17 protein-coding genes are annotated in these 13,590 nt (G+C 73.2%); 9 read left to right on the forward strand and 8 right to left on the reverse strand.

What is annotated here, in order from left to right; translation table 11 throughout:
- Positions 1-101: 101 nt before the first annotated feature.
- Both QSK39_RS19165 and QSK39_RS19170 read left to right on the forward strand, forming a co-directional pair.
- On the forward strand, positions 102-815 hold the full coding sequence (locus QSK39_RS19165; protein WP_285479930.1) for a thioesterase II family protein: 714 nt from the start codon (positions 102-104) through the stop codon (positions 813-815).
- Entirely contained in the window at positions 812-3,082 is a 2,271-nt protein-coding gene (locus tag QSK39_RS19170; protein ID WP_285479111.1) for a non-ribosomal peptide synthetase, read from the forward strand. The genes QSK39_RS19165 and QSK39_RS19170 overlap by 4 nt, the downstream gene beginning before the upstream one ends.
- A 158-nt stretch (positions 3,083-3,240) precedes the next feature.
- Here QSK39_RS19170 and QSK39_RS19175 read toward each other — a convergent pair whose 3' ends face one another.
- Positions 3,241-3,708: a cupin domain-containing protein gene (locus QSK39_RS19175; protein ID WP_285479112.1), complete on the reverse strand. Its 468-nt coding sequence runs from the start codon at positions 3,706-3,708 to the stop codon at positions 3,241-3,243.
- A complete protein-coding gene (locus tag QSK39_RS19180) occupies positions 3,705-6,401 on the reverse strand; it encodes a BTAD domain-containing putative transcriptional regulator (protein WP_285479113.1) in 2,697 nt (898 codons plus the stop codon). The genes QSK39_RS19175 and QSK39_RS19180 overlap by 4 nt, the downstream gene beginning before the upstream one ends.
- A gap of 382 nt (positions 6,402-6,783) precedes the next feature.
- On the opposite strand from QSK39_RS19180, the gene QSK39_RS19185 reads away from it, so the two are divergent.
- Together QSK39_RS19185 and QSK39_RS19190 are read left to right on the forward strand one after the other, a co-directional pair.
- The gene (locus tag QSK39_RS19185) at positions 6,784-7,554 is read left to right on the forward strand and encodes an ABC transporter ATP-binding protein (RefSeq protein WP_285479114.1); all 771 of its coding nucleotides are present in this window, start codon (positions 6,784-6,786) and stop codon (positions 7,552-7,554) included.
- Positions 7,551-8,312, forward strand: a complete 762-nt coding sequence (locus QSK39_RS19190; RefSeq protein ID WP_285479115.1) for an ABC transporter permease — start codon at positions 7,551-7,553, stop codon at positions 8,310-8,312. Before QSK39_RS19185 ends, QSK39_RS19190 begins: the two co-directional genes overlap by 4 nt.
- Positions 8,313-8,319: 7 nt before the next feature.
- Here QSK39_RS19190 and QSK39_RS19195 read toward each other — a convergent pair whose 3' ends face one another.
- Entirely contained in the window at positions 8,320-9,267 is a 948-nt protein-coding gene (locus tag QSK39_RS19195) for a LysR family transcriptional regulator (protein ID WP_285479116.1), read from the reverse strand.
- Between the two features lie 100 nt (positions 9,268-9,367).
- On the opposite strand from QSK39_RS19195, the gene QSK39_RS19200 reads away from it, so the two are divergent.
- Genes QSK39_RS19200 through QSK39_RS19220 form a run of 5 tightly spaced genes read left to right on the forward strand, consistent with a single transcriptional unit; the run spans position 9,368 to position 12,216 of the window.
- Positions 9,368-9,604, forward strand: a complete 237-nt coding sequence (locus QSK39_RS19200) for a hypothetical protein (RefSeq protein ID WP_285479117.1) — start codon at positions 9,368-9,370, stop codon at positions 9,602-9,604.
- On the forward strand, positions 9,601-10,461 hold the full coding sequence (locus QSK39_RS19205) for an AAA family ATPase (protein ID WP_285479118.1): 861 nt from the start codon (positions 9,601-9,603) through the stop codon (positions 10,459-10,461). Before QSK39_RS19200 ends, QSK39_RS19205 begins: the two co-directional genes overlap by 4 nt.
- On the forward strand, positions 10,454-11,545 hold the full coding sequence (locus QSK39_RS19210; protein ID WP_285479119.1) for a vWA domain-containing protein: 1,092 nt from the start codon (positions 10,454-10,456) through the stop codon (positions 11,543-11,545). The genes QSK39_RS19205 and QSK39_RS19210 overlap by 8 nt, the downstream gene beginning before the upstream one ends.
- An 18-nt stretch (positions 11,546-11,563) precedes the next feature.
- On the forward strand, positions 11,564-11,830 hold the full coding sequence (locus QSK39_RS19215) for a hypothetical protein (protein ID WP_285479120.1): 267 nt from the start codon (positions 11,564-11,566) through the stop codon (positions 11,828-11,830).
- Entirely contained in the window at positions 11,827-12,216 is a 390-nt protein-coding gene (locus tag QSK39_RS19220) for a hypothetical protein (RefSeq protein WP_285479121.1), read from the forward strand. Before QSK39_RS19215 ends, QSK39_RS19220 begins: the two co-directional genes overlap by 4 nt.
- Here QSK39_RS19220 and QSK39_RS19225 read toward each other — a convergent pair.
- Genes QSK39_RS19225 through QSK39_RS19245 form a run of 5 tightly spaced genes read right to left on the reverse strand, consistent with a single transcriptional unit; the run spans position 12,213 to position 13,581 of the window.
- The gene (locus QSK39_RS19225; protein ID WP_285479122.1) at positions 12,213-12,569 is read right to left on the reverse strand and encodes a hypothetical protein; all 357 of its coding nucleotides are present in this window, start codon (positions 12,567-12,569) and stop codon (positions 12,213-12,215) included. The two genes, QSK39_RS19220 and QSK39_RS19225, sit on opposite strands and share 4 nt — an antisense overlap.
- Positions 12,566-12,829, reverse strand: a complete 264-nt coding sequence (locus QSK39_RS19230; protein WP_285479123.1) for a hypothetical protein — start codon at positions 12,827-12,829, stop codon at positions 12,566-12,568. Before QSK39_RS19230 ends, QSK39_RS19225 begins: the two co-directional genes overlap by 4 nt.
- A 1-nt stretch (position 12,830) precedes the next feature.
- A complete protein-coding gene (locus tag QSK39_RS19235) occupies positions 12,831-13,073 on the reverse strand; it encodes a hypothetical protein (protein WP_285479124.1) in 243 nt (80 codons plus the stop codon).
- A gap of 10 nt (positions 13,074-13,083) precedes the next feature.
- Complete coding sequence (locus QSK39_RS19240) at positions 13,084-13,311, reverse strand: hypothetical protein (protein WP_285479125.1); 228 nt, start codon at positions 13,309-13,311, stop codon at positions 13,084-13,086.
- Between the two features lie 15 nt (positions 13,312-13,326).
- A complete protein-coding gene (locus QSK39_RS19245) occupies positions 13,327-13,581 on the reverse strand; it encodes a hypothetical protein (protein ID WP_285479126.1) in 255 nt (84 codons plus the stop codon).
- Positions 13,582-13,590 lie beyond the last annotated feature (9 nt).

The raw sequence follows: 13,590 nt of genomic DNA on the forward strand, positions 1-13,590 counted from the left end.
TCGTCCCGCGAAACCGGGAACGAGACTGGCACGGTGCCACCGGGGCGGCCACTAGCGTCGGAAAACGCATCGCTGCCCCGTACGAGGATGGTCTGGTGAGCATGAAGTTCTACTGCTGTCCCTTCGCCGGTGCCGGCGCGAGCGTCTACCGTTCCTGGACGCCGCCCGGCGACGCGGAAATCGAGATCCGGCCGGTGCAGCTGGCCGGCCGCGAAGAGCAGTTCGGCCTCCCGCCGCACGAAGACGTCGCTTCCGCGGCCGCGCACGCGCTCGGGCAGATCCGGCGCTCCGCCGTCGCGGGCGAGGAGATCGTCCTGTTCGGACACAGCTCGGGCGCCGCCGTCGCGTTCGAGACGACCCGCGCGATCGCGGCGTCCGGCGAGTTCCGGGTGGCCGGGCTGGTCGTCAGCGGCGCGCCGGATCCGGTGACGCCCTTGGACCTCGGCCTGCGCGGGCTCGAGGGCGAGGAGTTCGTCGCCGCCGTCGAGCGGCTGATCGGCTACGCCCACCCGGCGCTGGCCCAGCCCGAGCTGCGCGACATCCTGCTGCCGCCGCTGCGCGCGGACCTGCTGGCGCGCGAGGTGTACCTGGCTCCCGCCGGCACCCGCCTGCCGGTGCCGGTGCTCGCGATCCGCGGCGCGGACGACCCGCTCGTGTCCCGGGCCGACCTGGCCGGCTGGGAGCGGATCACCGGCGACCGCTTCGACGTCGCCGAACTCCCGGGTGAGCACATGTACTTCCTGCCGGATCCGGGCCCGCTGCTGGACCTGCTGGCCGCGCGGTTCGCCGTCCCGGCGCGGGAAGGTGCGCGATGAGCGACGACTGGATGTCCTTCGGCCCGGCCGGCTCCGGGACCGCCGAAGTGAGTGCTCCCCTTCCCGCGGGCAGCCCCGCGGACGTGCGGACGCTCGCCGCCGCCACCGCCGCGGTGCTGGCCCGGTTCTCCGGCGGCACCCCGCGGATCGCGCTGCCGGACGCTCGCGGGCGGCGCACCTGGATCCTCCCGGTGGCCGAGGAGCTGCCCGCATCTCGTTACCTGGCCACGCTTTTCGTCGGCGCCTCGGCCGACGAGGGGCCGGCGCCGGTCGCGATCGGCGTGGCGGACGGCGACTTCGCCTTGGTGCTCGACGTCGATCCGGGCGACCCGCGGCGCCTGCGTTGCCGCTTTCGCCGTGAGCAGGTCCACGAGACCGCGGCCCGCTGGCTGCTGCACGGCGTCGGCGTCCTGCTGGACCTGTTCGCCCGGAACCCCGGCGCGACCGTCGGGTCCGCCGACCTGACCGCCGGCGAGCACCCGGCGCCGGTGCTGCCCGGCGAAGCCACCCCGGACTGGCTCGACGGCGAACACACGCTCCACGAGCTGATCCAGCGCCGGGTGCTGGCCGATCCGGACGCGATCGCCGTGACGGCCGGGCCGCGCTCGGTGTCCTACCGGGAACTCGGTCACGCCGCGGACGTCCTGGCCGCCCGGCTCGCCGCCCACGGCTGTGGCCCGGGCAGCCGCGTCGGCCTGAGCTTCGCCCGGTCGCCGGAGCTGATCGCCGCGATGTTCGCGGTGCTGAAGACCGGCGCCGCCTACGTCCCGCTGGCGCCGGGCAACCCGCCCGCCCGGCTGCGGCGGATCGCCGAGGACGCGGAGGTGTCGCTCGTCCTCGCGGACTCCCCCGCCGAGCTGGGCCTGCCCACGCTGGTCGTCGACGACGGCGTGTGGACGGACCGGGCCGAGCCGGTCCTGATGACCGGGACCGCGGACGACGGCGCGTACCTCATCTACACCTCCGGCTCCACCGGGCAGCCGAAGGGCGTGGTGGTCGCGCACCGGCAGATCTGCAGCCTGCTCGACGCGGCCCGGGTGTTCGGGTTCGGCTTCGGGTCCGCCGACAGCTGGGCGCTGTTCCACACCTACTCGTGGGACTTCTCGGTGTGGGAGATCTTCGGCTGCCTGACCACCGGCGGCCGGCTGGTCATCGTGCCCGAGGAGACCGCCCGCGACGCGCACGCCCTGCACGACCTGCTGTCCGCCGAAGGTGTCACCGTGCTCAACCAGACGCCGTCGGTGTTCACGCAGCTGGCGGCGGTGGACGCCGACCGCGCCGAACGGCTTTCCGTGCGGCTGCTCATGTTCAGCGGCGAGCCGCTGGACATGGCGCTGATGCTGCGGTGGTTCGAGCGGTACCCGGCGGACACCTGCCAGGTGATCAACATGTACGGGATCACCGAGACGACGGTCGCGTGCACGTGGCACCCGGTCACCCGCGAGGCCGCCGCGGCGGGCAGCCGCTCGGTCGGGCGGGCCGTGCCCGGGTGGCGGGTCGACGTCGTCGACGAGCGCGGCCGGCGCGTACCCCCGGGGGTGCCGGGTGAGATCCTGCTCGGCGGCGCCGGGATCGTCGACGGCTACCACCGGCGTCCCGAGCTGACGGCGGCCAAGTTCCTCGGTGAACCGGGCGCACGCTGGTACCGCACCGGCGACCGCGGCCGCGTGCTGCCCGACGGCGAGCTGGAGTACCTGGGCCGGCTCGACGACCAGGTCAAGATCCGCGGCCACCGCGTCGAGCTCGGCGAGATCCGCGCGGTGCTGCTGGCCGAACCGGGCATCCGCGCGGCGGCGGTCGTGGTGCGTTCCCGCGGCACGGGCGCGGGTTCGGAGCGGCTGGACGCGTACGTGGCCGGCACCGGGCTCGACTTGTCCGTGGTGGACCAGCGGCTCCAGGAGCAGCTGCCCGGGTACATGGTGCCGGACACGCTGACCGAGCTTGACGCGCTGCCGGTGAACGCGAACGGCAAGCTGGACCCGGGACGCCTGCCGGAGCCGCAGGCCACCGATGTCGGCCTGGTCGACGCGGTGGAGGCGACCGAGCTGCAGCTGAGGGTCGGCGAGCTGTGGTCGGGAGCCCTCGGCCGCCCGATAGCCCTGGACGACGACCTGTTCTTGACGGGCGGCAATTCGCTGCTGGCCTTCACGATCGTGGACGGCATCCGCAAGGCGGGTCTGGGCGACCTGGCGGTGGCCGACCTCTACCGCACCCGCACGGTCCGCGGAGTGGCGGAGATCCTGTCCCCCGCTGCCGCCGCGACCTGATCAGGCACCCACCCCGCCGGGCCACCGGACACGGCACCTTCCGCGGGTTCCACCGCACCCAGCATCCGCAAGGCGGGTCTGGGCGACCTGGCGGTGGCCGACCTCTACCGCACCCGCACGGTCCGCGGAGTGGCGGAGATCCTGTCCCCGCTACCTGATCAGGCGCCTTCGACCGAACCCGGCGGCAGGAAGTCCACGTCGTGCAAGGCCGACAGCCGGACGACCTCCGCCGGGTCCGTCAGGTCGTGCAGCCGGTCGAAGAGCTGGGCGAGCCGGCCGGCCGGGCTCACCCAGAACAGCCCACGGGTCAGGCCCTCGCTGCGGTTGTAGTACGCGTGCGGCAGGCCCTTCGGCATCCGCACGGTGTCGCCGGGGCCCGCCGTCGTCCACTCGCCGTCGAGGTAGAGGGTGAACACGCCCTCCAGGATGTAGATGTGCTCGTCCTGGGTCGGGTGCACGTGCGGCGGTACGCCGGTGCCGGGTGGGTCGAGCGTCTCGAACGCGAAGCTCGACTCGCTCGCCGCCTTCAGGGAGTACGTGTGGCCGAGCACGTTCCACACCTTGCCCTCCCCGGCCGGCGTGATCCCCTTCGGCAGCGGGCCGAGCACGATCTCTTCGCCGGTCATGGCACCTCCTGCTGGTCGTGCGCGGCCAGCCGTTCCTGGACGCGGGCGTGGCGGAACTGGTAGACGCCGCCGGCCTGCCGCAGCACGCCGCGGCGGTGGGCGTCGTCGAGGAAGTGCATGAGGCGCCAGGGAAGGCGGCCCGTCGCCGCCAGCCAGACGTGGTGGACGAAGTAGTTGCCCCACGCGCGCGTCACCAGGACCGCCAGCCCGATGCCGCCGCCGAAGAACACGCCGACCACCACCGGCAGCACCGGGTTCGTCGCCGGCGGGAACACCTGGCCGCCGGCGAGCGCGCCCGCCAGGCCGTAGCACACCGCCGCCACCCCGCGGCCCATGAACCACCCGAACGACGCGCCCGCGAGCCCGCCGGCGATGGCCAGCGCGAGGTCGTACCGGCCGCCCAGCACCGGCAGGAACCGGGTGTTCGCGGTGAACGCGAACGCCATCCCGTCGAACAGCCCCAGCGACACGAAGAAGGAGGCGGCCAAGGCGATCGCGCCGGTCCGCTCGTTGCGCAGGATCGTCCCCGGGCTCGACACGCGGCTGGCGTCGACCGGCTTCGCGAGCCACACGTGCACCGCGAACACCAGCCCGAACACCACCGCCAGGAAGACGACCAGGCCGGTGGCCAGCGACCAGCCCAGGCCGAGCAGCACACCCACGACGGCACCGATCGCGAAGCGGCCGGCGAACTTCCGGCCGGCCCCGGCGAAGCGCAGTTCGGTGCGCAGCGGCTCCGGCGCGCGCCCGAAGCGGTGGGTCAGGTAACCGGCGCCGCCGAAGGAAAGGCCGTAGATCGCGGCCAGCACCGGTCCGTCGTCGAACCAGCCGGTGACGACGAAGAACAGCGCGATCAGCACCCCGATCAGGGCCGACCGGGTCCCGGCGGGCACCGCCCGGTAGAGCTGCCACCAGGCCAGGTCCCGGCTGCGCGCCCGCTCGAGGTGCCGGGCCAGGAACCCCAGCCAGCGGGTCGCCTGCTCGGCCGTGTACCGCCCGGACGGGCTGGTCTTCGGGTTCCGCCCCGGCGACTGCGGCACCTGGGCGTAAGCGTTGGGGACGAACGAATCGAGCAGCCGGCCTTCGAGGGCGCCCGCGTCTTCGGCGTCGAGCAGCTCCGCGGGATCCGCGCCGGGACGGCCGTAGCCGATCCGCGCGAGGTCGACCATCAACGGCGTCCGCAGCACCCGGCCCAGCGCCGCGTCCGGCTCCCGGCGCAGCCGCTCGGCCACCGGGCCCCAGCGGTCGCTCCCCCGCGCCGAGAGATAGGTGATCGCCTCCTGCCGGGCCACCGGTTCCAGCCGCACCACGGTGGCGGCACCCAGCACCGGGCCTGCTTCGCGGGTGACCTGCTCGTACTCGGCCGAGCGGCAGGTCAGCACGAGCGACCGGCCGACGGCCATGGTCTGGTCCAGCGCGTCGAGCGCCGCGGCGCGCAGGTCGGTCGGCATCTCGTCGAGACCGTCGAGGACCGGGACGACGTGGCCGCCGAGGACGAGCCGCGTCGGCGCGCCGGGCCCGTACTCGCGGGCGTTGAGCAGGGCCGGGTGGTTGTCGGCGAGCCGGCCCGCCAGCCACCGGTCGAGGTGTTCGCGGCGAGGATCCCAGGAGGCCAGCGAAAGCAGGACCGGGACCGGGGTCCCCGGGTCGCGGGTGCGCAGCAGCTCCACCGTCAGCATCAGGGCGAGCACCGACTTGCCGGAGCCGGGATCGCCGAGCACGACGAGCTGCTTCTCAGGCAGCGCGGTGAACGTTTCGGCGATGTCATCGAGGTCGCCCCGGCGCGCCGGCCGGCCCGGGCGCGCGAGGGCCGACCAGCGCAGGACGATCGGCTGCGGCCGGTGCAGCGACCGCAGCTCGGCTTCGGCGCGCCACTGCCACGTGACGGCCTCGGCCAGCTCGGTCACCGCGCGATCGAACTGGTGGTGCGCGGGCGGGGTTTCCGGCTCGGGGTCACTCGGCGCGGCCTCGGCGAGGATCTGGTCGTGCAGCCGCCGCAGGTCGGGGTTCGGGTCGACGCCGAGCTCGTCGGCCAGCCGCCGGCGCAGGCCGTGGAACAACGTCGAGGCCTCGGCGTAGCGGCCCTCCTTCGCGAGCGCACGCATCAGGAGCAGGTGGGACAGCTCGCGCGTCGGGTGCTCGCCGCAGAACTCGGTCAGCTCGCGGACGACCTCCCCCGTTTCGCCGAGCCGCAGCCGCCATTCGGCACAGAGCTCCACGGCGTCGGCGCGCTGTTCGTCGAGCACCGCGGCCCGGCCGGCCAGCGTGGTCGTCCGCAGCCCGTCGAGCGCCGGGCCGCGCCAGAGGGCGAGCGCGGCCTGGATCTCTTCGACGGCGTCGACGAGCTTCGCCTGCCCGGCCAGTCCTCGCGCGGCCGCGACGTGCCGGCGGAACCGGAGCGAGTCGAGGTCGTCGCTGTCGGCCCGCAGGCGGTACCCGGGGCCGTCGGTGAGGATCATCCCGCCGGTTTCGCCGAGCCGGCTCCGCAGCGCGGAAACGCAGTTGCGCACCTGCTTCACGGCCGTCGCCGGCGGCTCGTCCTCCCAGAGCGCGTCGATCATCCGCTCCACGGGGACGACCGAGTTGGGGTTGAGCAGCAGGGCGGCCAGCGCACGCTGCTGGCGCGGGCTCGCGAGGGTGACCCGATCCCCGTACGCAAGCACTTCCAGCGTCCCGAGAATCCGGAACCTCATCGCATCCCCCCTCGACCTCAAGGCTACCGGCTCCGAAACGCGCAGGTGGCGGCGTGGATGCCGGCGCGAGGACGAAACGAGGACGGCTTCGGGAACCCTAGGGGCACGGCGAAAGAGGGGGAATGCCGGGGCGACCCGGTGGCGGGCGCGTCGTTGGGGGTCGCGCCCACCACCGGGACCGCTGCGGGTGCGCCCCGCCGCCCCAGACCGGACAACCGATGACGTGACGAGGCCATCGCGGAACCACTCCGCGATGGCCTCGCTGTCGTTTCGCGGGCTTGCCTCCCGGCCACTATTCAGTGTTACTATGTACCAGTACTAAGCGACACTGAGTACCACTGGGGAGGGGACCACCCATGTCCGAGACCGAAGACCGCGTCCGGTGACCCCGGCGATCCGAGTGCGCGGGCTGGAAAAGTCGTACAAGACGCTCGAGGTCCTGCGCGGAGTGGACTTCGACGTGGCGCGGGGCAGCATCTTCGCCCTGCTCGGCTCCAACGGGGCGGGCAAGACCACCGTCGTGAAGATCCTGTCCACCCTCCTCAGGGCGGACGCGGGATCGGCCGGCGTCAACGGCTTCGACGTCGTCACGCAAGCCGACGACGTGCGCGCGGCGATCAGCCTCACCGGGCAGTTCGCCGCCGTCGACGAGATCCTCAGCGGCCGCGAGAACCTCGTGCTCATCGCCAAGCTGCGGCACCTGAAGCAGCCGGGCAGGATCGCCGACGACCTGCTGCGGCGCTTTTCGCTGACCGACGCGGGCGCGCGGAAGGTGGCGACCTATTCCGGCGGCCTGCGGCGCCGGCTGGACATCGCCATGAGCCTCATCGGCGATCCCCCGGTGATCTTCCTGGACGAGCCCACCACCGGGCTCGATCCGGAGGCCCGCCTCGAGGTGTGGGAGGCGGTGAAGGGCCTCGCCGCGCGCGGCACGACGGTGCTGCTCACCACCCAGTACCTGGACGAAGCCGAGCAGCTCGCCGACCGGATCGCGATCCTGCGCGACGGCCGGATCCTCGTGAACGGCACGCTCGCCGAGCTCAAGCGGCTGCTCCCGCCCGCCGAGGTCGAATACGTCGAGAAGCAGCCGACTCTCGAGGACGTCTACTTCGCCGTCGTCGACCGCGCCCGCACGGAAGGGGAAGAACCATGACCACGCACGTCCTCGGCGACACCACCGTCCTCTTGGGACGGTCCCTGCGCCACGTCACCCGCAGCCCGGACACCGTCATCACGACCGCGGTCATGCCGATCGCCATGATGCTGATGTTCGTCTACGTGTTCGGCGGCGCGATCGACACCGGGTCGGCCTCCTACGTGAACTACCTGCTGCCGGGCATCCTGCTGATCACGATCGCCTCGGGCGTCGCCTACACCGCGCTCCGGCTCTTCACCGACCTGAAGAGCGGGATCTTCGAGCGGTTCCACTCGATGCCGATCGCCCGGCCGGCCGCGCTGTGGGCGCACGTGCTGACCTCGCTGGTCGCCAACCTGGTCTCGCTCGTGATCGTGGTGGGCGTCGCCCTGCTCATGGGCTTCCGCTCGGGGGCGGGACCGGCGGCGTGGCTCGCGGTCGCCGGCATCCTGGTCCTGTTCACCCTGGCGCTGACGTGGATCGCGGTGCTGGCCGGCCTGAGCGCGAAGACGGCGGAAGGCGGCAGCGCGTTCTCCTACCCGCTGATCTTCCTGCCGTTCCTCAGCTCGGCGTTCGTCCCGACCGCGACGATGCCCGGCCCGGTGCGCGCGTTCGCCGAGCATCAGCCGGTGACGTCGATCGTCGACACGATCCGGGACCTGTTCACCGGGCAGCCGGTGGGTTCGGACATCTGGACCGCTCTGGCGTGGTGCGCGGGGATTCTCGTGGTGGCGTACCTCTTCGCCACGGCCGCCTACCGCCGCAAGATCTCGTGAGCGCCGGTCAGCTCCAGATCGTCACGTAAACCGGCGGCCGGAACCGCGACGGTGGGACCCCGCTCCCCGGTGACCGCATCACCTGCATCGCCGCCGGGGTGCCCAGGAAGTGCCGCAGGGAGTTCGCCGCCGCCGAACGGCGGTCCGTCGGCAACGTCGTCACGTGCCAGCACAGGGACACCGGTGTCCCGCGGGTCGGGACCAGCGCCAGCTCGTGGCGGCGCAGCTGGGGCGCCACCAGGTGCTCCAGCGCCACCGACACCCCCGCGCCGCTCGCCGCCGCCGACCACGCCGCCGTCTGGTTGGGGAAGATCTGGATGCCTTCGTCCGGTACGCCCAGCCGGCGCAGCAGACGCAGCGTGTCGCTGCCGGGGTCGGCGCCGGCCGGGTCGAGCAGCCAGCGCCAGTGCGCCGGACTGCCCTGGTGGCGGCTGTTCGGCGCGCCCACCACCACCAGCGACCCCCGGAACACCGGGACGCAGTCGAGGCCCTTCGCCGCGTCGCCGGTCAGCTCGGGACCCAGCGCCACGTCGGCGAGGCGGTTGGCGACCAGGACCGCCAGCTCCGTGGTGCGCGCCAGCCCGGCCGACGCGTCGATCGAGTTGCCCGAGCGCCGGGTGAACGCCTCCAGCAACGGGTTCGCGACGAACTCGGCGATTTCGCTGGTCACCGCCAGCTGCAGCCGCGCCGCCACGCCGTTGGCCTGCCGGACGGCGGCGTCCGCCTCGGCGCCCAGTGCCACCATCTGCGAGGCGATCGGCAGCAGCCGGCTGCCGCCCGCGGTGAGCGTCATCCCGCCCGCGCGCTTGATCAGGAGCTTGTCGCCGTGGTGCAGGCGCAGCGCGGCCAGCGCCTGCGACACCGCGGGCTCGCTCACGCCGAGGGCCTTCGCCGCGTCCGTGACCGAGCCCAGCCGGGCCACCAGGACGAACGCGTTGAGCTGGCCCAGTGTCATAGTCCCAGGTTCTCCGTCGAGCCGATCACGGGACACTACAACTTAAGGGAAGCATTAATCGAGGCCCGGCACGGACCCGAACCGCCACTAACCTCGGCTGATGGCCGATTCCGACGAGACCCTCCGGGTGCTGCGCGAGATCTGGGACGCCGGCGGGCGGAGCAGCGAAGACGTCGAAGAAGCGTGCGGGCCGCAGAAGGCGTGCAAGAACATGCAGGCCGTCGGCTTCGACGGGCTCACCTCGAGCTGGCGGGACCAGCTGGCCGCCGACGGCAAGCTCGACGCGGGCGCGAGCCCGGTCCGCGACCTCGTCCTCGGCCCCGACCGGCAACCGTGACGCGGGAGTACCCGGACACCGTCGCCGGCCTGACCGAGCGGCTGCGCACCGCCGGCTACCTCGCCGACCGCGGCCTCGCCACGGCCCTGCTCGTGGCCACCCACCTGCACCGCCCGATCCTGCTGGAGGGCGAGGTCGGCGTCGGGAAGACCGAGCTGGCCAAGACGGTGGCGGCGGTGTTCGACCGCGAGCTCGTCCGCCTCCAGTGCTACGAAGGCATCGACACGGCACAGGCGCTCTACGAATGGGACTACGCCCGTCAGCTGCTGCACATCCGGACGCTGTCGGACCCGGGCGACCAGTCCGTGGCCGACCTGTTCGGTCCCGAGTTCCTGGTGGAACGGCCGCTGCTCACCGCGATCCGCCGGGGCGACGACGCCGTGCTGCTCATCGACGAGATCGACCGCGCGGACGACGAGTTCGAAGCGTTCCTCCTGGAGCTGCTGGCCGACTTCCAGGTGACCGTGCCCGAGATCGGCACGATCCGGGCGCCGAGCCCGCCGCTGGTGGTGCTGACCTCGAACCGCACCCGGGAACTGCACGACGCGCTCAAGCGCCGCTGCCTCTACCACTGGATCGACTACCCCGCCGCCGACCGCGAGGTCGAGATCGTGCTGGCTCGGGAGCCCGGCCTGCCCGAGCTGCTCGCCCGCAAGGTGGTCGCGGCCGTGCACCGGCTGCGCGAGCTGGACCTGGCGAAGCCGCCCGGGGTCGCGGAGACGATCGACTGGGCGCGGATGCTCCGGTTCCTCGGCCTGGACGAACTGGACGCCGACACGCTCGGCGCGGTGGTCAAGGACCGCGACGACCTCGACGTCGTCCGCGCGAACCTGGCGGAGATCACCTCCGGTGGCTGACGCGTTCGTTCCCCTGTTCGCCGGTTTCGCCCGGGCGCTGCGGTCCGCCGGGATCGCGGCCGGGCCGGGTGACGTGCTGACGTACTGCCGCGCGCTGACCGTCCTCGACCCGGCCGATCTGTCCGATGTGTACTGGGGTGGCCGGGTCACGCTCCTCGGGCGGCACGAGGACATCCCGCGCTACGACGAGGTCTTCCGGCGCTACTTCCTCGGCGGCGAAGCCCTGCCGGAGGCGCTCGTCGCGGAGGTGGCCACCGACGCCGTCCTCGCCCTTCCCGACACCGAAGGCGACGGGCCCGAGCGGGAGGCGGAGGCGGTACTCGGGCTGACCGCGTCCGCCGTCGAATCGGTCAAGGACAAGGCTTTCGGCGTGTGCACCCCCGAGGAGCTGGCGGCCATCCGGCGCATGATGGCCCGGCTGCGGCTCACCCCGCCGCGCCGGCGCACCCGCCGGACCCGGCCCGCGCGCCGGGGCCCGATCCCCGACCTGCGGGCCACCGTGCGCGGGACGCTGCGCCGCTACGGCGAAATCGACGAGCTGCGCCGGCGCCGCCGCCGGGTCAAGCTGCGGCCGCTCGTGCTGGTGCTGGACGTCTCGGGGTCGATGGCGGACTATTCGCGGCACCTGCTGCAGTTCGCCTACTCCGCGCGCCGGGCGGCGGCGCGGGTCGAGGTGTTCTGCTTCGGCACGCGGCTCACCCGGATCACCGACGAGCTGGGCGAGCGCGACGCCGACTTCGCGCTCGCCCAGGCCGCCCGCACGGTCGTCGACTGGGAAGGCGGGACGCGGATCGGCGACTCGCTGGCCGAGTTCGTCCGGCGCTGGGGCCGGCGCGGGCTCTGCCGCGGCGCGGTGGTGGTGATCTGCTCCGACGGCCTCGACCGCGGTGACCCGGAGGTGCTGGCGAACGCCGTCGAACGGCTGTCGCGGCTGTGCCACCGGCTGGTGTGGACGAACCCGCACCACGGGCACGGGCCCGCCGTCGGGATGCTCGTCGCCGGCCCGCACGTCGACCTCGTCGTGCGGGGCGGCGACCTGCGCAGCCTGGAAGAGCTGGCGGCGTTGCTGCCGCGGCTGGGATAGCCGGGAAAGGAGACGCGGATGCGCTGGAGCGTGTCGATCGAGGCGGCCGGGGACCGGGTGCTGACGCGGGCGGAGATCGTCGAGCTGGCCGACGCGGTCGCGCCGAGCGGCGGCATCGCGAGCGGGATCGGCAGCACGCGCTACGGCGCGCAGCTGCTGGTCGAGGCGCCCGACCGGGCCACCGCCGCCGAGCTCGCGACCCGCGACTTCGGCCGCGCCGTGGCGGCGGCCGGGCTGCCCGTGTACCCGGTGGTGCGCACGGAAGTGCTGGGCGAGGACGAATGATCCGGCTGGGCTCGGCGGCGGGCTACCCGTTCGAAGGACCGCGCCTGCTCGGCGGCTGGACCCCACCGGCGGCGGCCGCGGTGTACGCCGTGCTCTACAAACCGGACCCGGACGAGCACCCGGACCGCTACGCCGTCACGTACGTCGGGCACAGCGACGACCTGTCCCGCGAGCGGTTCCCGTTCCAGCACGCCCGGGCGGCGTGCTGGATCAAGCGCGCCGGCTCCCGCTGGAAGGTGCACATCTGCACGTACGTCGCTCCCGGCGCGGCACGGGCGCACCGGGAGCAGATCGTGCGGGAGCTGCTGGCGGTCTACCGCCCGCGCTGCAACGCGGAGCAGTTCGAGCACGACTGGCCCGAACACTGGATCGGCCACAGCCGCTAGCGCGGGGCGAACCCCACCATCTCGTGCAGCCGCGACCGCCGCGTCCCGGACGCCGGGCGCGCGGGCTCCCGCTCCCCCGCCGGCGGCTCGTAAGTCGCTCCGGCGACGACCTCCTCGGCCATGCCGTACAGCAGCGGCAAAGCGCCGGCGACCACCCCGCCCGTGCGGTTGATGTGCTCGACGCCGGGCACGATCAGCTCCGCGTGGCCGTTGATCTCACGCACCTTCTCCGCGCAGTCCTCGAGGTTCGCCGCGATCCGGCCGAGCAGCGACCCCACCCGGTACAGGTAGCCCGCGAGCACGGCGGTCAGCAGCACGATGTCCACGACCGTCAGCACCACCAGCAGCGTCATGACTTCGCCCTTCCCAGGAACAGGTGGTGCCGCAGGCCTTCCGCGAGCACCCCGTCGACGCGCCCGGCCGTCTCCGGGATCAGCGCGGTGTCCTGGGTGTTCGCCGCCGCCGCGCGCAGGGTGCCGCGGATGCCCGCCACGCGCTCGTCGATCACCCGCACGTACCGGATCAGCAGGCTCAGCAGCCCGGCCACGGCGAGCACCACCACGAACCCGGCCACGACGGCGATCCACCACAGCGTCTCGTCCGAAGAAGACACGTCAACCTCCCAGGCGTTCCCGGCCGCGGCGCAGGCCGGCCGTGATGACCTCGGCGTGGTCGATGGTCGTGCGCAGCTCGCGCAACGCCGCCGTGTGCCGCACCGCCGCGGTCAGCTCGTCGTCGATCAGCGGGGCCGCGCGGCCGATCGACCGCGCCAGCACCAGGATCGGCACCACGAGCGCGACGACGGCCAGCACGACCACCACCCCGATCGCGTACCCCACGATCCAGCCCGTCGTCATGCCCGCCCCCTCACACCGTCTCGCAGAAGTCGCGCACCGGTTCCAGGTCCGCGTTGACGCTCGCCAGTGCCCCGGGCACCGGCGCGGTGCGCTCGGCCACCAGCCGGACCCCGCCCAGGACGAGACCGAGCGTTTTCCGCACCTGAACCAGGTGCAGGATGACGCGGAAGAGGCCGACGGCGGCGAACAGGATGATCAGGGCGGCGATGGCCAGGGTCGCCCAAGCGGCTGCGGGCATGATGCGGTTCTCCTTTCAGCCGAGCAGTTTCGCGACGCTGCCGGCGTACCGGGTGGCGCCCGCGGACACATCTGCGATCGTCGACGCCGTCTGTGCGAGCGCGGCCGGTACCGGTTCGAGCTGCCCGGCCAGGCGGCCGCCACCGGCCAGGATGTCGTCGGCCGCGCCACGGATGCGTTCCACCGCGGCGAGCACCCGGTTCAGCAGGGCGATCACCACCGGCAGCACGACGAGCAGCAGCACGGCGTTGCCGATCCACCACAGGACCACGACGTCCTC

This window comes from Amycolatopsis sp. NBRC 101858, from assembly GCF_030269325.1.
In the GTDB taxonomy this organism is placed as follows: domain Bacteria; phylum Actinomycetota; class Actinomycetes; order Mycobacteriales; family Pseudonocardiaceae; genus Amycolatopsis; species Amycolatopsis ponsaeliensis.